The following is an 18,499-nucleotide window of genomic DNA, read 5'->3' as shown; positions in this document are numbered from 1 at the left end:
CTAAATATATTGAGAACCATTTACAAGTGCGTGTTTGATGAGCGCCATAAAAAGCTAGCTATGTATCTACTTGTTTCCGGATAATCGGATCCCAACTCGCGCACGCACGGATACCCAGCCCATGGCCATGAGCAGTGCCCAGACCACCAGCGCCGCCCCGCAGACGGCAGCGCAAGCCAACCCACTGGTGATGCGCATCATCGCCTTCTGCGCGCTGGCGCACCTGATCAACGACCTGATCCAGGCAGTGTTGCCAGCCATCTACCCGATGCTCAAGGCCAACTACGACCTGAGTTTCGCCCAGATCGGCATGATCACCCTGACCTTCCAGATCACCGCGTCGTTGCTGCAGCCCTGGGTCGGTTTCTTCACCGATCGCCGGCCGACGCCGAACCTGCTGCCGTTGGGCACCCTGTGTACCCTGGTGGGGATCGTCATGCTGGCCTTCGTCGGTAGTTTCCCGATGATCCTGTTGGCCTCGGCGCTGGTGGGCATCGGCTCCTCGACCTTCCACCCGGAGACCTCGCGTATCGCCCGCCTGGCCTCGGGTGGGCGCTTCGGCCTGGCGCAGTCGACCTTCCAGGTCGGTGGCAACGCAGGTTCGGCCCTTGGCCCATTGCTGGCGGCCGCCATCGTCATCCCCTTCGGCCAGACTCACGTGGCCTGGTTCGGTCTGGCCGGGCTGTTCTTCTTCGCCGTGACCTTGCTGCTGCGCCGCTGGTACCAGGGCCACCTCAACCAGTTCAAGGCACGCAAGGCCGCCCCGGCGAGCCACGGCATCTCCCGCCAGCGAGTGATCCTGGCGCTGGTGGTCCTGGGGCTGCTGGTGTTTTCCAAGTACTTCTACATGGCCAGCTTCACCAGCTATTTCACCTTCTACCTGATCGAGAAGTTCGGCGTGTCGGTGGCCAGTTCCCAGTTGCACCTGTTCCTGTTCCTCGGCGCGGTGGCGGCCGGCACCTTCTTCGGTGGGCCGATCGGCGACCGCATCGGGCGCAAGGCGGTGATCTGGTTCTCGATCCTGGGCGTGGCACCGTTCACCCTGGCGCTGCCCTATGCCGACCTGTTCTGGACCACCGTGCTCAGCGTGGTGATTGGCTTCATTCTGGCCTCGGCGTTCTCTGCCATCGTGGTCTATGCCCAGGAGCTGGTACCGGGGAGCGTCGGTATGATCGCCGGGATCTTCTTCGGCCTGATGTTCGGCTTCGGCGGCATTGGCGCGGCGTTGCTGGGGTACCTGGCCGACCTGCGTGGCATCGAGTATGTCTATGGGTTGTGCTCGTTCCTGCCGTTGTTCGGGTTGCTGGCGGTGTTCCTGCCTTCTACCGGCAAGCGTTGAGCGTGGTTGGGGCTGCTTTGCAGCCCATCGCCGGCAAGCCGGCTCCCGGGCTTGCCAGACCGCGCGAAGCGGCCCCGGCAATTGACGAGCCGACTGCCCTTGGCCTAGAGTGCCGCCTCCTTTCAATCCATGTAGTCGATGCAATGCGCCGTACCCCGAGCCTTCGCCCCGTCCGCCAGTCTGTCGTCCAGGTGGTACGTCGTGCATGGCCGAGCGACACGGTGCTCAAGCGTCGGCGTAGCGTGCTGTTCGCTTTCACCTTTTCGCCACACCTTGCCTGAATTGATCCGCGTCCCTGCATGACCCGCCGCCATGGCGTGGCTGCGGGCGCCTGCGTTCGAACATCTTTTCAGTGATTTCCCGCCGACCGGTGCCCAGGGGGCCAGTGCGTCGGCGTGCAAGGAGTGGTACATGAACATGCGTTTGCTGGCGGGCCTGTTGTTCGCCGTGTCGGTGGTGGGCTTCAGCCTGGGGGCGAGCCTGCCGCTGGTGTCGTTGCGCCTGCACGAGGCCGGTGCGGGGACCCTGGAGATCGGCATTCTCTCGGCCATTCCCGCCGCGGGGATGATGCTCTCGGCGTTCATGGTCGACACCTGCTGCCGCCACCTGACCCGGCGCTCCATCTACCTGCTGTGCTTCAGCCTGTGCACCCTGAGCATCGCACTGCTGGAGTGGGCGTTCTCCTCGATCTGGCTGCTGGCGCTGCTGCGCCTGGGCCTGGGGATCGGCATGGGCATCGCGATCATCCTCGGCGAGTCCTGGGTCAACGAGCTGTGCCCGGAGCACAACCGCGGCAAGATCATGGCCCTGTACGCCACCAGCTTCACTGGCTTCCAGGTGCTCGGCCCGGCGATGCTGGCGGTGCTCGGTGCCAACAGCCCCTGGGTGACCGGTGTGGTCACCGCCTGCTACGGCCTGGCGCTGCTGTGCATCCTGCTGACCGTGCCCGACGATCATGTAGAGCATGGCGACGAGGGCGAGAAGAGTTTCACCCTGGCAGGATTCTTCCGGGTGGCGCCGGCGTTGTGCGTGGCGGTGCTGTTCTTCTCGTTCTTCGATGCGGTGGTGTTGTCGCTGCTGCCGGTGTACGCCACCAGTCATGGTTTCGCGGTGGGTGTGGCGGCGCTGATGGTCACCGTGGTGTTCGCTGGCGACATGCTCTTCCAACTGCCCCTGGGTTGGCTGGCCGACCGGGTGGAGCGTACCGGGCTGCACCTGGTGTGCGGGCTGGTGGCCATGGCGATCGGCATCGGCCTGCCGTGGCTGCTGCAGATGACCTGGCTGCTGTGGCCGCTGCTGGTGTTGCTGGGGGCGGTGGCCGGGGGCATCTACACCCTGGCGCTGGTGTTGATCGGCCAGCGCTTCAAGGGCCAGGACCTGGTCACCGCCAATGCCAGCGTGGGCTTGCTGTGGGGTGTCGGCAGCCTGGTCGGGCCGTTGCTCAGTGGCGCGGCCATGGACGTGGCGCCCCACGGGCTGCCCATGGCCCTGGCGCTGATGGCGGGGTTGTTCGTGTGCTTTGCCCGGCAGTCGTATCGGCGGGCGGGGAGGCTGCGGGCGGTGGCGGAGTGAGGTGCCCTCCAAGACAGCCACTGGGGCCGCTTCGCGCCCCCAGTTTTGCCCTGACTCATCATTAGAAGACCTTGCAAGCACTGGCCCTGGATGGGCCAGGCTCAGAAGCTCCCGCGCAAGGTCACCGACACATTGCGTGGATCGCCCCAGTAGTAACCGGTCGGGGTCGGTGCCACCTGGCGGTAGTACTTCTTGTCGAAGATGTTGTTGGCGTTGAGCTGCAGCGAGTAGTGCTCGTTGAAGCGGTAGTTGACCATGGCATTGTACACCGCATAGCCCGACTGGCTGGCCACGGCGTCGGGGTTGACGCCGCGCGAGCTGGCCGTGGCGCGTGAATAGATGTCGCTCTGCGCCTGCACGCCGCCACCGATGGTCCAGGCGTCGAGCTCACCCGGCAGGCGATAGCTGGTGAACAGCTTGAGCATGTGCTTGGGGTCGGTGGTGCGGATCGCGTTGCCCTGGTTGTTGGGGTCGTTCAGGTACTCGGTGGTGTTGTAGGTGTAGCCACCGGTGACGTTCCAGCCCGGCAGCACTTCGCCGGAGATCTCCAGCTCGAAGCCCTGGCTGCGGTTCTTGCCCGCCGCGATCTTGCAGTAGCCGGTGTTGCCGCCACATGGCATGCCGGAGGCGATGTCATCGATGGCGTTGCCGACCTGGTAGATACGGAAGAACGCCAGCGACGCATTCAGGCGCCCATCATAGAACTCGCCCTTGATCCCCGTCTCGTAGGCCTCGCCTTCGACTGGCTTGAGTACCGAGCCGCTGACGTCGGTCACGGTCTGCGGGTTGAAGATCTCGGTATAGCTGGCGTAGGCGCTGAAGTTTTCGTTCAGGTCGTAGATCAGCGCGGCGTAGGGCACGAGCTTGTTGTCGACGCTGAACGTGCCGTTGCCGCTGGTGTTGTTCTCCTGCTCGTAGTCGTACCAGTTGTTCCGTGCACCAATGATCGCGGTGAGCGGGTCGGCCAGGGAGATGCGCCAGGTGGCGTAGGCACCTTCCTGGGTGGTACGGGTGCGCACCGGGGGGGCGGTGATGTCGATGTCCGGCTCCGGCAGGCTGGTCTTCGGATCCCAGTCGCGGATGTCGAAGAGGCCCGAGGGGGTGAAATGGGTGGCCGAGGCATAGGAGTCGTTGCGGATGCGTTCGACCCCGAGCATCAGTTCGTGGGTTCGCCCGAACAGCTCGAACGGGCCGTTGAGGGTGGCGCTGAGGTTGTTCTGCAGGCTTTCGCCGCCATCGCCCTCGGTGACCTGGTAGTTCATCAGGTACGGGTTGTTGGTCGGGTTGTCGGCACCGCTGGCGCGGGTGAAGTAGGTTTGCTTGAAGCCGTGGTCATCGAGCTCGAAGTGGGTGCGCTGGGCCATCAGCTTGAGCTTCCAGTCGTTGTCGAAGCGGTGCTCCAGCTCGGCGAAGGTCTGCAGGTTGCTGCGGTCCCAGCGGTTCCAGTCGGCGCCCAGGTAGGTGCTGCGGCCCAGGGGCAGGGGCGAGCCGTCATAGTCGGCCGGCAGGTTGCCCCAGGCGCCGGTGGCGTCCAGCTTGGTCCATTCGAGGCCGGTGGTGAGGGTGGTGCTGTCGTTCAGGTCGAAGGCCAGCACGCCGTAGAACACTTCCTTGCGCTCCATGCGTGAGTCCTGGAAGTGATCCTTGTCGTCATGCACAGCGATCACCCGGCCACGCACGTTGCCCGTCTCGGTCAGCGGGCCGGAGAGGTCGGCGACGTAGCGCTGGGCATCCCAGGAGCCGAGGGTCACGCTGCCTTCGCCCTGGAACTCGTAGGTTGGCCGCTTGCGCACCAGGTTCACTGTGCCCGACGGGTTGCCGGCGCCGCGCAACATGCCGGTGGCCCCCCGCAGGATTTCGGCGCGGTCGATGATCGCCGAATCGCTCTGGATGAACGAGCCGCCACCGCTGCTCTGCACCACGGTGGCGCCGTCGTACTGGATGGCATCGATCGCATAGCCTCGTGAGTAGTACTGCACCCGCTCGCTGTCGGTGAGGTTGACCACCACGCCTGGGGTCTGTTCGAGCAGGTTGGTCAGGTTGGTGATGTTCTGGTCGTCGATCCGCTGGCGGGTCACCACGGTCACCGACTGCGGCGTGCGGCGCAGGCTTTGGGGCGCTTTGCCGATGGTCACTGCACCGGTGGTGTAGGAGCCGCTGTGCTCGGTGGTCTCGCCCAGGCGGTTGCTGGAAATGCTGGTGGCGCCCAGCTCCAGGGCGCTGCCGACATCCATGGCGGGGATCAGCAGGAAGCTCTTGTCACTTTGCTGCTGCACTTGCACGTCGCTGCCCTGGAGCAGGATCGACAAGGCCTGGGCGCTGTCGTAATGCCCCCGGACGCCGCCGGTGGTCTTGCCTTGCAGGCTGTTCGCATCGAACGACAGGTTCAGACCGCCCTGGCGGGCCATCTGGTCCAGCGCGACGGCCAGTGGGCCTGCCGGGATGTTCCAGTCGATCTGCTGGCCTTGGCTGACCGGGGCCGCCAGGGCCTGGGCCGGCAGGCAGCAGGCGCCGGCCAGGCCGAAGCCGAGCACGGCGGCGCGCGCGGCATGGCGCAGCCGGTCGTTGTGGGGGGAACAGGGGTGACTCATGAAGCGCTCCTGAAGGTTGTGAAGACCACTTTTCGGGCTTTGTTCCTTCAGGCCGAACGAGAATGAGATTCCACCTCATTTATTTTCAAAATTTTTTCAGGCCGCCTCGATGCTCACCCAATAGCGTGTGCGGTAGTCGACGCGCACCGGCAGGCTACGGGCGAGCAGCAACAGGATCTGCTCGGTATCGGCCAACTGGTAGGTGCCGGACACCCTGAGGTCGGCCACTCCAGGGGCACAACGCAGCAGCCCGGGCCGGTAGCGCGAGAGCTCCGCGACGAACTCGCCCAGCGGCATCCGTTGCACGCTGAGCACTCCCTCGGTCCAGCCCCAGGGGTCGCCATGCAGGGCGGCGGCCTGGTACGTACCCGACGGCGACACTTGCAGGACCTCGCCGCTGCGCACCAGGCGCGGCGAAGCAGAGGAGGGGAACAGCGTGACTTCGCCGCGGCGCACCGCCAGCAGCAGGCCCTGGTCGTTCTCCCGGAGCAGCAACTGGCCGCCCTGGGTTCCCAGGGGGCCGACGCGGGTGTCGATGCGGAACGGCCGGTTGTCGTTGGCGTTGCTGTCCAGGCTGACCTCGCCCCTGACCAGTGTCAGCAGGCGCTGATCGGCGCTGTAGCGCAGGTCGACGGCACTGGCCGTGTTGAGCTGGATGCGGCTGCCATCGCTGCCTTGCAGGCTGCGTCGCTCGCCGGTACCGGTGCTGGAGTCGGCCAGCAGCGCTGGTAGACCCAGCGGCTCGCGCGCGGTCCAGCCGAGGCTGCCGCCTACGGCCAGCACGGCCAGTAGCTTGAGGTGGTCACGGCGGCCGATGCGTTGGCGACGGCTGCCTTCGAGGGTGCGTCGGCTCAGCTCGCTGGGCAAGCCCGCCAGCTCGTCGCTGAGGTGGCTGACCCGCTGCCAGGCCACGGCGTTCTGCGGATGGCTGGCCAGCCATTGCTGGAACTGCTGCTCTGTCTTCGCACTGGGCGTGTCGAAGCGCAGTCGCACCAGCCAGTCGATGGCCTGGTCGACCTGGGACTGGGCTGGGTGGCGATCAGGCGTCGGCATAGCGCAACCGGTAGCAGACACCCAGGGCCTTGGCCAGGTCGCGTTCGACGGTGGCCCGCGACACGCCCAGGCGCTGGGCGACCTGCACCAGGCTCAGGCCGTCGAGCTGGGCGAGCAGGAACGCCTGGCGTGCCCGTGGCTTGAGCTGGTGCAGGGCTTGGTCGAGGCGTCCGAGGGTGTCGAGGATGACCAGCCGGTGTTCCTCGCTGGGCGCTTCGCCCTCGGGCAGGCTGGCCAGGCTTTCCTGGTAGGCGCGCTCCAGGGCACGGCGGCGGAACTGGTCGATCATCAGGCCCCGGGCGATGCTGCTCAGGTAGGCGCGGGGTTCCTTCAGGGGTGAAGGCTGGCGTGCACGCAGCAAGCGCACGAAGGTGTCCTGGGCCAGGTCGGCGGCATTCTCCCGGCAGCCGACCCGTGCTCGCAGCCAGCCGCGCAACCAGGCGTGGTGGGTTTGATAGAGCAGATCGACCTCGGACGGCTTGAGCGTGTCGTTCATCTGCATCGTGTCGAAAACCCTGGTCCCGGATGGCGGTGCGTTTGCTAATAGTTCTCAATTCTATGCGGGCCATCGGTCGCAGAGCAATGGCATGCCGGGAATTTGCCGCGCAAGATCCGGCGTTTGCCCGATGAGCGGTTGGGCTAAGCTGGTTGTTCCCCAACACCCACAGGTACCACGCCATGATCCTGGCCGATCTGTCGCCCGAGGCCTACCGCGAGGCTACGGACTTTCTTGCCTCCCTGGACCCTGACTGGGCGCGGCACATCGCCGCGATCGGTCCTTGCCAGCATGCGGCGATGCCAGGGCGCGAGCCATACGAGGCCTTGGTGCGGGCCATCGCTTACCAGCAACTGCATGCGCGGGCGGCCGAGGCGATCCTCGGGCGGCTGCTGGCGCTGTTTCCCGACGTGGCGTTCCCCAGTCCTGGGCAACTGCTGGCGACCGCGCCCGAGACGCTGCGGGCCTGCGGCTTTTCTGCCAGCAAGCTTGCGACCCTCCAAGGCATCGCCCAGGCGAGCCTGGAGGGCATCGTGCCGAGCCGCGAGGAGGCGTTGACCCTGCATGACGATGCGTTGATCGAGCGCCTGGTGCCCCTGCGTGGCGTCGGGCGTTGGACGGTCGAGATGCTGTTGATCTATTGCCTGGAGCGCTCCGACATCCTACCGGTGGACGACTTTGGCGTGCGTGAGGGGTATCGTCGGATGAAAGGCCTGGACAAGGCGCCGACACCGGCGCAGTTGCGCTCGCTGGGTGGTGGCTGGAGCCCGTACCGGACAGTGGCGGCCTGGTACCTGTGGCGGGCCTAGTGCGGGCCAGGGGGAATGGCATACTTCAGGCCGGGGAGTCGGGGCTGCACGGCAGCCCCATTGCTTTCCAGATGCAGACACCGAAGATTCACCGGCAAGAATCGGAGTGATGGCCCAAGCCAGGCCTGCCAGGCTAGTGCCATCAACCGCAAGGAGACCTCCCCATGAAGCCTGCCCCCACCTGTGCCTCCGACCACGAACGCTGGCTCGCCGTGCAGGCCCGTGATACCGAGGCCGTTGGCCACTTCGTCTACGCCGTGCGCACCACCGGCGTGTACTGCCGCCCCGGCTGTAGCTCGCGCCTGGCCAAGCGCGAAAACGTCGAGTTCTTCGCCGATGCCGCCAGCGCCGAGGCTGCCGGCTACCGTGCCTGCAAGCGTTGCATGAACGCCATGGCCGACCCGAATGGACGCCGTACCGAACTGGTGACCCGCGCCTGCCGCCTGATCGAGGCCAGCGAGACGCCCCCAAGCCTCGACCAGCTCGGCACCGCGCTCGCCGTCAGCCCCTTTCACCTGCACCGCCTGTTCAAGGCCGAGACCGGCCTGACGCCCAAGGCCTATGCCTCGGCCTTCCGCGCCCGGCGCCTGCGCCAGCGGCTCGACGCTGAAGGCAGCACGGTCACCGAGGCCATCTACGACGCTGGCTACAACTCCAACAGCCGCTTCTACGAAAACGCCGACCAGCGTCTGGGCATGCGCCCACGGCAATACCGCGCCGGCGGCGAAGGCGCGACCATCCGCTTCGCCATCGGCCAGTGCTCGCTGGGCGCGATCCTCGTGGCGCAGAGCGAGCGAGGCATCTGTGCCATCCTGCTGGGCGATGACCCTGAACAGTTGTTGCAAGACCTGCAGGACCAGTTCGCCAAGGCACGGCTGATTGGCGCGGACACCGGTTTCGAGCGCCTGGTCGCCGAAGTGGTGGGCTTCGTCGAGGCGCCCGCCCTGGGCCTGGACCTGCCGCTGGATGTGCAGGGCACGGCATTCCAGGAGCGGGTCTGGCAGGCCCTGCGCGAAGTGCCGGCCGGCAGCCGGGTCAGCTACACCGAGATCGCCGAACGCATCGGTGCGCCCAAGGCAGTGCGCGCCGTGGCCCAGGCTTGCGCGGCCAACCACATCGCCGTGGCCATCCCCTGCCACCGGGTGGTGCGCCGTGATGGCGACATCAGCGGCTATCGCTGGGGCGTGGAGCGCAAACGGCAGTTGCTGGAGCGAGAAACGGCACTCACCTGATCATCACGAGCAGCGTAGAATTCCCGCGCAACAGAGCTTATCAATAGGGGAATTCGGATGAGGCGCTTGAGCCTTGACCATTTATGCATCGGCCTGCTGGCCTTGCTCCTGTGCGTGGCGACACCGGCCTGGTCGGCGTCGGCAGCACCTTTGGCGCCGGCGGAGCTGTCGGTGCTGGATGAAAACGCCAGCCTGGAGCAACTGGGCGACCGGCTCGACCAGATCCGCCAGGGCGTTACCAGCAATGCCAACGACGACCTGCTGTCGCAGTTGCGCCAGGCCGCCTTGCAGGTCCAGCGCCAGGCTGACGCCCTGGGCACGTTGCGGACCACCGACGTGGAGCGCCTGGACGACCAGCTCAAGGTCCTCGGCCCGGTGTTGCCGGACGAGGCCGAGAGCATCACCCGCCAGCGCAAGCAGCTGGAGGACGAGAAGAAATCCCTGCTCGCCCAGCAGACGCAGGCCACCCAGCTGACCCAGTCGGCCCGCGACCTGTCGACACAGATCGTCAACCTGCGCCGCAGCCTGTTCAACTCGCAGGTCACAAGCCGTGCCGCCAGCCCCCTGAGCCCGGCGTTCTGGTCGAGCCTGATCCGCCCCACCGACGAGGACCTGGCGCGCCTGCGCAGCCTGCGCGGCGAGGCGGCGGATGCCGTGGCCAGCGCTTTCAGTGCCGGGCAGCGCTGGCTGTTCGTCGCCAGCCTGGTGATCGCGGTGCTGGTCTGGACCTTGCTCCGGCGGATGGTCGAACGCCTGCTGGCCGACGCCACGATCCGCTGGCTGCCCGAGGGCCGACTGCGCCGCAGCGCCCTGGCCGTGGGTGTCAGCCTGGCCACCCTGGCCACCATCGGCGGCGCGGTGTCCTTGGTGCGCTGGGGCCTGGAGAGCAGCGCCGAGCTGGGCGCCGACATCGCCAGCCTGACCAACCACATCCTCACCCTGGTGGTGTTCAGCGCCTTCATCTCCGGCCTTGGCCGCGCCATGCTGATGCTGCAACGCCCCACCTGGCGCTTGCCGCCGATCCCCGACGAGATCGCCCGTGCCCTGGGCTGGTTCCCACCGCTGCTGGCATTGGCCCTGATGGTGCTGCTGACCCAGGAGCGCATCAACAGTGTGATCGGCACCAGCCTGGCGCTCACCGTGGCCACCAACGGCCTGACCGCCCTGGTGGTGTCGCTGATCTTCGTCGCGGCCCTGGTGCGCTACAGCCGCACCCGGCGCCAGCATGGCCTGGCGCGCCCGCCTGGGCTGGCTGGGTTGATCCCGTTCGTGAGCCTGGTGTGGGTCGGCCTGATCCTGCTGGCGCTGCTCACCGGCTACCTGACCCTGGCCTACTTCCTCACTGCCAAGCTCCTGTGGATCAGCGTGGTAGCCACTTGCGCCTACCTGCTCATCACGTTGTTCGGCGATCTCTGCGAAAACCTGCTCTCGCCGCGCCAGCCTGGCGGCCTGGCCCTGGCTTCGGCCCTGGGCCTGCAGCAGCGCCACCAGGCCCAGGCCAGCACCATCCTGGCGGGTATCGGCCGCACTTTGTTGCTGTTCGTCGCCGCGCTGTTCGCCTTCATGCCGTCGGGCACCAGCCCCGGCGAGCTGCTGTTGAGCCTGGGGGAATGGGACGGGAGCGGTGGCAAGGTCCTCGGCAACCTGAACATCGTGCCCCAGGACATCTTCCTGGCCGTGGCCATGTTCATCGGCGGCATGTTCGGTCTTCGTGTGCTCAAGCGCTGGCTGAGCGAGCGCCTGCTGCCGGAGACCGACATGGACGCTGGCATGCGCGCCTCCCTGGTGACGCTGGTCGGCTACCTGGGCTTTTTGTTCCTGGCCATGCTGGTGATGTCGACCCTGCACATCAACCTGACGAGCCTGACCTGGGTGGTCAGTGCCCTGTCGGTGGGTATCGGTTTCGGCCTGCAGCAGATCGTGCAGAACTTCATCTCTGGCCTGATCCTGCTCACCGAGCGCCCGGTCAAGGTGGGCGACTGGGTGAGCCTGGCCGGGGTCGAGGGGGATATCCGCCGGATCAACGTGCGTGCCACCGAGATCCAGATGTCCGACCGCTCCACGGTGATCGTGCCCAACTCCCAGTTCATCTCGCAGAACGTGCGCAACGTGACCATGGGCAATGCCCTGGGCGTGGTCGGTATCACCCTGACCCTGCCGCTGGATACCGACGCCAACAAGGTGCGCGAACTGCTGCTGGCGGCTTATCACGAGCACGAGTCGATCCTCGATGCGCCCGCGACGTCGGTGTCGTTCAAGGACATCACCGCCAGCGGCATGGTGCTCAGCGTCAGTGGCTACGTGGCCAGCCCACGGCAGGTGTCGGGCACACGCAGCGACCTGCTGTTCACCGTGCTCGGGCGCTTGCGTGACGAGGGCATCGCCTTGTCGTCGCCGCAGAGCATGGTGTTGTTGCAGGAGCCTGGGCAGTCGGCGTGAAGTAGGGGGCTAATGCCAGTCAGCTCAAGGTTGTCATCCTAGTGCCCTGTCTCGGAGATAAGTTGTTCGCTTTTGGCGGCGCCTTGACCGAACACCCAAGCCACTCGCCAAAAGCGAACGTATTTCCGAGACAGGACGCGAGGGAGCTCATTCGTGGGGCAAGGCCCCACAAGGCTCGGCAAATCACATCATGTGTGATCGACTCAGACGCCATGGGAGCCGATCCTGCGAGAATACTTTCTGCGTGGCGTAGGAAAGGTCTCTTTTGTCAGCGCCCAGGCAACAGGCCCGCTTGCACCTGTTAGGTTTCGGAGCTTTTCCAGGCAAAGGAACCTGCCTATGTACCGCGTCAGTCTCGAGGGCAGAGGCCAGGCAGTGTCCGCCGTGCAGGCACCGGCGGGCATCACCTCATCGCCGGTCGCGCTCGAGCCCGGCTTCTACATCGTCCCCCGCAGCATGTCTGGCCCACAACTGCTGAGCCGGTTGCTGGAGCAGGACCAGACGCTGCCCATCGCCCGTATCCAACGGCTTAATCCCACCTTCGAGCAGGGCTTCAAGGCCGGCGAGATCTTCGTCATCGGCGACCCCGACAACCACCATGCCTGTACCCGCGAGGAAGCCGACCTGATGCGCGCGGCCGAGCATGCACGGGAGTCGTTGGCGATCCTCAGCGAGGAGGAGGCCAATTTCATGATGGCGCATATCGGGGAAATTGCCGCGGCAATTTCCCCGATATGCGCCATCATGAAATTGGCCTCCTCCTCGCTGAGGATCGCCAACGACTCCCGTGCATGCTCGGCCGCGCGCATCAGGTCGGCTTCTTCACGGGTACAGGCATGGTGGTTGTCGGGGTCGCCGATGACGAAGATCTCGCCGGCCTTGAAGCCCTGCTCGAAGGTGGGGTTAAGCCGTTGGATACGGGCGATGGGCAGCGTCTGGTCCTGCTCCAGCAACCGGCCCAGCAGTTGTGGGCCAGACATGCTGCGGGGGACGATGTAGAAACCGGGCTCGAGCGCGACCGGCGATGAGGTGATGCCCGCCGGTGCCTGCACGGCAGACACTGCCTGCGTGCCGGCGGCAGCGTGCGCCGAACGGGCAGTGGGCGTGACGCCGCCCAGTGAACGGCTGGACGGTACCTCGCCATGCAAGGGCGCCACCACCCTGTTGCGGCCACTGGGGCATCCACACGCGACCAGCGAGCCATCCATCGCCAGTGGCTGGCCATTGGAAATCCACCCGAGATAGCCCTCCACGACGATCCCAGGTTCGCCACACAGTGGGCATTCAGTGGTTGCATCCCCAACCCGCAGGACCTTGCGCCCCTCGCAGAGATAGCCCTCGCCACTGGCGATGCAGATCGCCCCCGTCGTGGTGATGTCACCGTCTACTGCCTGGCCTCTGCCCTCGAGACTGACGCGGTACATATGCAGGTTCCTTTGCCTGGAAAAGCTCCGAAACCTAACAGGTGCAAGCGGGCCTGTTGCCTTGGCGCTGACAAAAGAGACCTTTCCTACACCGCACAGGAAAGATTCTGCAGCCCAATCGCGACCCGACAGGCTCAGCGATGAGCCTGCCGCTGGCACGGCACAAATGATGGCCGGTAGCCTCACACCTCTTGCCAAAAACTTGGAATACCATAATATGATATCCCGTAGACCTTGAGTTTTCGGCCGACTTCACAAGCACAACACGGCCGCGCGACATCCTTTGCAAAGCTGCTCCCCGAATACATGGCGGGCGACAGGAAGCCCGCTGAAATAACAAAAGCAACGAGGGCGTTAACCATGCTGTTGAGCAAACGTGTAACCGCAGTGCTGTCCGCCAGCCTGCTGACCCTGGCCTGCCAGGCCACCCTGGCCGCAGACAGCCTGAACTTCGTCAGCTGGGGCGGTACCACCCAGGACGCCCAGAAACAGGCATGGGCCGAACCCTTCAGCCAGAGCAGCAAGATCAAGGTCGTGCAGGACGGCCCCACCGACTACGGCAAGCTCAAGGCCATGGTCGAGAGCGGCAACGTGCAGTGGGACGTGGTCGACGTCGAAGCCGATTTCGCCCTGCGTGCCGCCAGCGAAGGCCTGCTCGAGCCCCTGGACTTCTCCACCATCCAGCGCGACCGCATCGACCCGCGCTTCGTCTCCGACCACGGTGTCGGCTCGTTCTTCTTCTCCTTCGTGCTCGGCTACAACGAAGGCAAGCTCGGCGCCAACAAGCCGGTGGACTGGTCGGCCCTGTTCGACACCCAGACTTACCCAGGCAAACGCGCCCTGTACAAGTGGCCAAGCCCCGGCGTGCTGGAGCTGGCCCTGCTGGCCGACGGCGTGCCGGCCGACAAGCTCTACCCGCTGGACCTGGACCGCGCCTTCAAGAAGCTCGACACCATCAAGAAGAACATCGTCTGGTGGGGCGGCGGCGCCCAGTCCCAGCAACTGCTGGCCTCCGGCGAGGCCTCGCTGGGGCAGTTCTGGAACGGCCGGGTCTATGCCCTGCAGCAGGACGGCGCGCCGGTCGGCGTGAGCTGGAAGCAGAACCTGGTCATGGCCGACTTCCTGGTCATCCCCAAGGGTGCCAAGAACAAGGACGCGGCCATGAAGTTCCTGGCCAACGCCAGCAGCGCCAAGGGCCAGGCCGACTTCGCCAACCTCACCGCCTACGCCCCGGTCAACCTGGACAGCATCGCCCAACTCAAGCCCGACCTGGCGCCGAACCTGCCGACCGCCTACGCCCAGGACCAGGTGACCCTGGACTTCGCCTACTGGGCGAAGAACGGCCAGGCCATCGCGGCCCGCTGGAATGAGTGGCTGGTCAAATGAAAGTCGCCATCAACGCCCTGCGCGACACGCAAGGCGCCCCCAGCGGCACCGGCGCACCAGGGGCGGCCGTGGGCCGCCCATCCCTGAGCCAACGCTGGCGCGGCAGCCGCAACCTGTTGCCGGCCCTGCTGTTTCTCGGCCTGTTCTTCTTCGCCCCGCTGATCGGCCTGTTGCTGCGCGGGGTGCTGGAGCCGGTGCCAGGGCTGGGCAACTACGAGCAGTTGTTCGCCAACTCGGCCTATGCGCGGGTGCTGTTCAACACCTTCTCGGTCGCTGGCCTGGTCACCCTGATCAGCGTGCTGCTGGGCTTTCCCCTGGCTTGGGCGATCACCCTGGTGCCACGCGGCTGGGGCCGCTGGCTGCTGAACATCGTGCTGCTGTCGATGTGGACCAGCCTGCTGGCGCGCACCTACTCGTGGCTGGTATTGCTGCAAGCCTCCGGGGTGGTGAACAAGGTGTTGATGGCCGTCGGCATCATCGATGCGCCGCTGGAGCTGGTGCACAACCTCACCGGCGTGGTGATCGGCATGAGCTACATCATGATCCCGTTCATCGTCCTGCCGCTGCAGGCGACCATGCAGGCGATCGACCCGATGGTGCTGCAGGCCGGCTCGATCTGCGGCGCCAGCCCCTGGACCAACTTCTGGCGGGTGTTCCTGCCGCTGTGCCGCTCGGGCCTGTTCTCCGGCGCGCTGATGGTGTTCGTCATGTCCCTGGGCTACTACGTCACCCCGGCCCTGCTCGGTGGCGCGCAGAACATGATGCTGCCTGAGTTCATCGTCCAGCAGGTGCAGTCGTTCCTCAACTGGGGGCTGGCCAGCGCCGCCGCCGCGTTGCTGGTGCTGATCACCCTGGTGCTCTTCTACTTCTACCTGAAGCTGCAGCCGGAATCGCCGGTCGGCAACGCGAGGTAAGCCGCCATGCTCCTGACTCCCAACGCCATGGGCCGCCCGCTGCGGGTGGGCCTGTACCTGACCACCGGCGTGATCGCGGCCTTCCTGCTGCTGCCGATCCTGTTCATCGTGCTGCTGTCGTTCGGCTCATCCCAGTGGCTGGTTTTCCCGCCGCCGGGCTGGACCTTCAAGTGGTACGGCCAGTTCTTCTCCAACCCCGAATGGATGGACGCGGCCCTGGCCAGCCTCAAGGTCGCCGTGCTGACCACCCTATGCGCGGTGCTGCTGGGCCTGCCCACGGCCTTCGCCCTGGTGCGCGGGCGCTTCCCGGGCCGCGAGTTCCTCTATGGCCTGTTCACCCTGCCGATGATCGTGCCGCTGGTGATCATCGCCGTGGCGGTGTACGCACTGTTCCTCAAGCTCGGCTACACCGGCACGCTGTTTTCCTTCGTGGTCAGCCACGTGATCGTCGCCCTGCCCTTCACCATCATCTCGATCATCAACTCGCTCAAGCTGTTCGACCAGTCGATCGAGGATGCCGCGGTGATCTGCGGCGCCTCGCGCCTGCAGGCGATCTTCAAGGTGACCTTCCCGGCGATCCGCCCGGGGATGATCGCCGGCGGGCTGTTCGCCTTCCTGGTGTCGTGGGACGAGGTGGTGCTCAGCGTGATGATGGCCAGCCCGACCCTGCAGACCCTGCCCGTGAAGATGTGGACCACCCTGCGCCAGGACCTGACCCCGGTGATCGCCGTCGCCTCGACGCTGCTGATCGGCCTGTCGGTACTGGTCATGGTCATCGCCGCCGCCCTGCGCCGGCGCAACGAAGTCAGCGCCTGAGCGCCCGGAGACAACGACAATGAGTGCAGTCATGAACGATTCCGCGCACGACAAGACCCTGGTCAGCCTGCGCAACCTGAACAAGCACTACGGCGACTTCGCCGCCGTGGACAACATCAGCCTGGACATCCAGGACGGCGAGTTCCTCACCTTCCTCGGCTCCAGCGGCTCGGGCAAGTCGACCACGCTGTCGATGCTGGCCGGCTTCGAGACGCCCAGCAGCGGCGAGATCCTGGTCCAGGGCCAGTCGCTGGTGAAGGTGCCGCCGCACAAGCGCGACATCGGCATGGTGTTCCAGCGCTACTCGCTGTTCCCGCACCTGTCGGTGCGCGACAACATCGCCTTCCCCCTGGCGATTCGCAAGCAAAACGCCGCACAAACAGCCAAACAGGTCGATGCCATGCTCAAGCTGGTGCAACTGGAGAAGTTCGCCCACCGCCGCCCGGCGCAGCTGTCCGGCGGCCAGCAGCAGCGCGTGGCGATCGCCCGGGCACTGGTGTACGAACCGCGCATCCTGCTGATGGACGAACCCCTCGGCGCCCTGGACAAGAAGCTGCGCGAGGACCTGCAGGACGAATTGCGCCAGTTGCATCGGCGCCTGGGCATCACCATCGTCTACGTGACCCATGACCAGGAAGAGGCCATGCGCCTGTCCCAACGTATCGCCATCTTCAGCCACGGCAAGATCGTCGGTCTGGGCAGCGGCTACGACCTCTACCAGAACCCACCGAACGCCTTCGTCGCCTCGTTCCTGGGCAACTCCAATTTCCTCCGGGTCAAGGCCAGCAGCAATGGCGCGGCGGGTTTCGAGGGACAGTCGCTGGCGATCCGCCTGACCCCGGGGCTGGTTGCCGAACAGGATGCGCTGGTCATGGTGCGACCGGAGAAGGCCCTGGCGCTGACGGCCGAGCAGGCCCTGCGCGAGCCGTTGCCGGCGGGGTGGAACGAGGTCAGTGCCCGCGTGGGCGAGGTGCTGTTCCTGGGCGAGAGCCAGACCTGCCATGTAGTCACCGCCGGAGGGACCGAGATGACCGTGAAGGCGCTGTCCGCCGCGGGCATGCCGATGCTGCCCGGGGATACCGTCAAGGTGCGCTGGGCGGTGGCCGATGCCTGTGTGTATACCACCTGGGCCGAAAGCGACCTGAGCAAGGCGGCGGGCGCGCACTGAGCCAGCCTGGGTGTAATCTTGGGGGCCGCTTTCGCGGCCCCTGTGTGCTCTCTGCACGACAACAGCCCCACAGGGAACTCATAGAACGCAAGGCGCCTTACCCCGCTCCCCCGGCATGTACTACCATGGGCCAAGGTCAGGGCCGACCTCAGTCCATGCGCCTCCCATGACAGCCGAACGATTGCGCCACCATGAACGATATCGCCCACATCCCGCAGTCCCCTGCCCTGCAACCCGTCGGCCAGCCGCGCCGGCTGGTGTTCCTCGCCTACCCCCAGATGGGCCTGCTCGACCTGACCGGCGCCCAGACGGTGTTCTGGGCCGCCACCAAGGCCATGGGCGAACGTGGCCTGCCCGGCTACCAGATGCATACCGCCAGCCTCGAAGGCGGCCTGCAGCCGACCGCCGAAGGCCTGGCAGTAGCCACCGAGCGCCTCGCGCCCCTGATGCACCAGCCCGTCGATACGCTGATCGTGCCCGGCGCACCGGACATCATCCGTACCCTCCCCGATCATGCCCCCCTGGTGGCCTGGTTGCGCGAGGCGGCCAAAGGCGTGAGGCGCACCGCCTCGGTGTGCAGCGGCACCTTCCTGCTGGCCAGCGCCGGCCTGCTCGACGGCCGTCGCGCGGCCACCCACTGGGCCATGTGCGATGTCCTGCGCCGGGACTTTCCGGCGGTGGAGGTGGACAACGAGTCGATCTTCGTCCAGCAGGACAAGGTCTGGACTTCTGCCGGCGTCAGCGCTGGCATCGACATGGCCCTGGCACTGGTGGAGGCCGACTGTGGCCGTGAGGTGGCGATGCAGGTGGCGCGGGAGCTGGTGGTGTTCCTCAAGCGCCCCGGCGGGCAGGCGCAGTTCAGCGAGCTGCTCAAGTCCCAGGGCCAGGACTGCGCCGAGTTCGAGGCGCTGCACCTGTGGCTGAGCCAGCGCCTGGACGACCCACGCCTGAGCGTGGAAAGCATGGCCCAGCAGGTGCGCATGAGCGTGCGCAACTTCTCGCGCGTCTACAAGGCCAAAACCGGCCGCACGCCGGCCAAGGCCATCGAGGTGTTCCGCCTGGAAGCCGCACGCCGCTTGCTGGAGAACTCCACCAGCAACATCGACCAGATCGCCCGCCACTGCGGCTTCGGCACCGAGGAGCGCATGCGCCATGCCTTCCAGCGTCACCTGGCGGTGTCGCCACGGGACTACCGCAGCCGCTTCACCCGCCCGTTCAACCTTGCCGGCGTCGCCCTCCCCGCCAACCCGCTCTAGGGCG

13 protein-coding genes and 1 pseudogene are annotated in these 18,499 nt (G+C 66.1%); 10 read left to right on the top strand and 4 right to left on the bottom strand.

The window, feature by feature from the left end; genetic code table 11:
- Positions 1 to 121 precede the first annotated feature (121 nt).
- Entirely contained in the window at positions 122 to 1,339 is a 1,218-nt protein-coding gene (locus tag ABFA30_RS21640; protein ID WP_253103477.1) for an MFS transporter, read from the top strand.
- A 411-nt stretch (positions 1,340 to 1,750) separates the two neighbouring features.
- Positions 1,751 to 2,911 carry an MFS transporter gene (locus ABFA30_RS21635; RefSeq protein WP_410045909.1) on the top strand — a complete coding sequence of 387 codons (1,161 nt, stop codon included), beginning with the start codon at positions 1,751 to 1,753 and terminating at the stop codon, positions 2,909 to 2,911.
- 101 nt (positions 2,912 to 3,012) lie between these two features.
- Here ABFA30_RS21635 and ABFA30_RS21630 read toward each other — a convergent pair whose 3' ends face one another.
- From ABFA30_RS21630 to ABFA30_RS21620, 3 genes are all read right to left on the bottom strand, one after another.
- Positions 3,013 to 5,502, bottom strand: coding sequence for a TonB-dependent siderophore receptor (locus ABFA30_RS21630; RefSeq protein ID WP_410045908.1), 2,490 nt, complete (start codon positions 5,500 to 5,502; stop codon positions 3,013 to 3,015).
- Positions 5,503 to 5,598: 96 nt separating this feature from the next.
- Positions 5,599 to 6,555 carry a FecR domain-containing protein gene (locus ABFA30_RS21625; protein WP_253103481.1) on the bottom strand — a complete coding sequence of 319 codons (957 nt, stop codon included), beginning with the start codon at positions 6,553 to 6,555 and terminating at the stop codon, positions 5,599 to 5,601.
- The gene (locus ABFA30_RS21620) at positions 6,542 to 7,057 is read right to left on the bottom strand and encodes a sigma-70 family RNA polymerase sigma factor (RefSeq protein WP_368816418.1); all 516 of its coding nucleotides are present in this window, start codon (positions 7,055 to 7,057) and stop codon (positions 6,542 to 6,544) included. Before ABFA30_RS21620 ends, ABFA30_RS21625 begins: the two co-directional genes overlap by 14 nt.
- A 176-nt stretch (positions 7,058 to 7,233) precedes the next feature.
- On the opposite strand from ABFA30_RS21620, the gene ABFA30_RS21615 reads away from it, so the two are divergent.
- The 3 genes from ABFA30_RS21615 to ABFA30_RS21605 all read left to right on the top strand — a co-directional run bounded on the left by ABFA30_RS21615 (position 7,234) and on the right by ABFA30_RS21605 (position 11,531).
- Positions 7,234 to 7,860: a DNA-3-methyladenine glycosylase family protein gene (locus tag ABFA30_RS21615; protein WP_225790556.1), complete on the top strand. Its 627-nt coding sequence runs from the start codon at positions 7,234 to 7,236 to the stop codon at positions 7,858 to 7,860.
- 164 nt (positions 7,861 to 8,024) lie between these two features.
- Positions 8,025 to 9,092: a bifunctional DNA-binding transcriptional regulator/O6-methylguanine-DNA methyltransferase Ada gene (gene ada / locus ABFA30_RS21610; RefSeq protein ID WP_410045907.1), complete on the top strand. Its 1,068-nt coding sequence runs from the start codon at positions 8,025 to 8,027 to the stop codon at positions 9,090 to 9,092.
- Between the two features lie 57 nt (positions 9,093 to 9,149).
- Complete coding sequence (locus ABFA30_RS21605; protein WP_225790554.1) at positions 9,150 to 11,531, top strand: DUF3772 domain-containing protein; 2,382 nt, start codon at positions 9,150 to 9,152, stop codon at positions 11,529 to 11,531.
- A gap of 712 nt (positions 11,532 to 12,243) precedes the next feature.
- Here ABFA30_RS21605 and ABFA30_RS21600 read toward each other — a convergent pair.
- Positions 12,244 to 12,955, bottom strand: a pseudogene (locus tag ABFA30_RS21600) (PAAR domain-containing protein); the annotation flags it as partial.
- Positions 12,956 to 13,315: 360 nt separating this feature from the next.
- Here ABFA30_RS21600 and ABFA30_RS21595 point away from each other — a divergent pair.
- The 5 genes from ABFA30_RS21595 to ABFA30_RS21575 all read left to right on the top strand — a co-directional run bounded on the left by ABFA30_RS21595 (position 13,316) and on the right by ABFA30_RS21575 (position 18,495).
- Entirely contained in the window at positions 13,316 to 14,341 is a 1,026-nt protein-coding gene (locus ABFA30_RS21595) for a polyamine ABC transporter substrate-binding protein (RefSeq protein WP_225789629.1), read from the top strand.
- On the top strand, positions 14,338 to 15,255 hold the full coding sequence (locus tag ABFA30_RS21590; protein WP_410045906.1) for an ABC transporter permease: 918 nt from the start codon (positions 14,338 to 14,340) through the stop codon (positions 15,253 to 15,255). The genes ABFA30_RS21595 and ABFA30_RS21590 overlap by 4 nt, the downstream gene beginning before the upstream one ends.
- Before the next feature lie 6 nt (positions 15,256 to 15,261).
- Positions 15,262 to 16,071 carry an ABC transporter permease gene (locus ABFA30_RS21585; protein WP_225789631.1) on the top strand — a complete coding sequence of 270 codons (810 nt, stop codon included), beginning with the start codon at positions 15,262 to 15,264 and terminating at the stop codon, positions 16,069 to 16,071.
- Between the two features lie 19 nt (positions 16,072 to 16,090).
- A complete protein-coding gene (locus ABFA30_RS21580) occupies positions 16,091 to 17,239 on the top strand; it encodes an ABC transporter ATP-binding protein (protein WP_368816561.1) in 1,149 nt (382 codons plus the stop codon).
- Positions 17,240 to 17,430: 191 nt separating this feature from the next.
- Positions 17,431 to 18,495 carry a GlxA family transcriptional regulator gene (locus ABFA30_RS21575; protein WP_368816562.1) on the top strand — a complete coding sequence of 355 codons (1,065 nt, stop codon included), beginning with the start codon at positions 17,431 to 17,433 and terminating at the stop codon, positions 18,493 to 18,495.
- Positions 18,496 to 18,499: the final 4 nt, after the last annotated feature.

This window comes from Pseudomonas sp. HLMP, assembly GCF_046365545.1.
Lineage (GTDB): Bacteria > Pseudomonadota > Gammaproteobacteria > Pseudomonadales > Pseudomonadaceae > Aquipseudomonas > Aquipseudomonas guariconensis_B.
Note: the sequence above shows the minus strand (reverse complement) of the source record. Positions and strands in the feature narration are given on the sequence as shown.

What these genes read in the sequence shown, in the direction of transcription:
- ABFA30_RS21635 (WP_410045909.1), top strand. Translation starts at nt 1,751, where the DNA reads ATGAACATGCGTTTGCTGGCGGGCCTGTTGTTCGCCGTGTCGGTGGTG.
- ABFA30_RS21575 (WP_368816562.1), top strand. Translation starts at nt 17,431, where the DNA reads ATGAACGATATCGCCCACATCCCGCAGTCCCCTGCCCTGCAACCCGTC.
- ABFA30_RS21590 (WP_410045906.1), top strand. Translation starts at nt 14,338, where the DNA reads ATGAAAGTCGCCATCAACGCCCTGCGCGACACGCAAGGCGCCCCCAGC.
- ABFA30_RS21640 (WP_253103477.1), top strand. Translation starts at nt 122, where the DNA reads ATGGCCATGAGCAGTGCCCAGACCACCAGCGCCGCCCCGCAGACGGCA.
- ABFA30_RS21620 (WP_368816418.1), bottom strand. Translation starts at nt 7,057, where the DNA reads ATGCAGATGAACGACACGCTCAAGCCGTCCGAGGTCGATCTGCTCTAT.
- ada (WP_410045907.1), top strand. Translation starts at nt 8,025, where the DNA reads ATGAAGCCTGCCCCCACCTGTGCCTCCGACCACGAACGCTGGCTCGCC.
- ABFA30_RS21630 (WP_410045908.1), bottom strand. Translation starts at nt 5,502, where the DNA reads ATGAGTCACCCCTGTTCCCCCCACAACGACCGGCTGCGCCATGCCGCG.
- ABFA30_RS21585 (WP_225789631.1), top strand. Translation starts at nt 15,262, where the DNA reads ATGCTCCTGACTCCCAACGCCATGGGCCGCCCGCTGCGGGTGGGCCTG.
- ABFA30_RS21580 (WP_368816561.1), top strand. Translation starts at nt 16,091, where the DNA reads ATGAGTGCAGTCATGAACGATTCCGCGCACGACAAGACCCTGGTCAGC.
- ABFA30_RS21615 (WP_225790556.1), top strand. Translation starts at nt 7,234, where the DNA reads ATGATCCTGGCCGATCTGTCGCCCGAGGCCTACCGCGAGGCTACGGAC.
- ABFA30_RS21605 (WP_225790554.1), top strand. Translation starts at nt 9,150, where the DNA reads ATGAGGCGCTTGAGCCTTGACCATTTATGCATCGGCCTGCTGGCCTTG.
- ABFA30_RS21595 (WP_225789629.1), top strand. Translation starts at nt 13,316, where the DNA reads ATGCTGTTGAGCAAACGTGTAACCGCAGTGCTGTCCGCCAGCCTGCTG.
- ABFA30_RS21625 (WP_253103481.1), bottom strand. Translation starts at nt 6,555, where the DNA reads ATGCCGACGCCTGATCGCCACCCAGCCCAGTCCCAGGTCGACCAGGCC.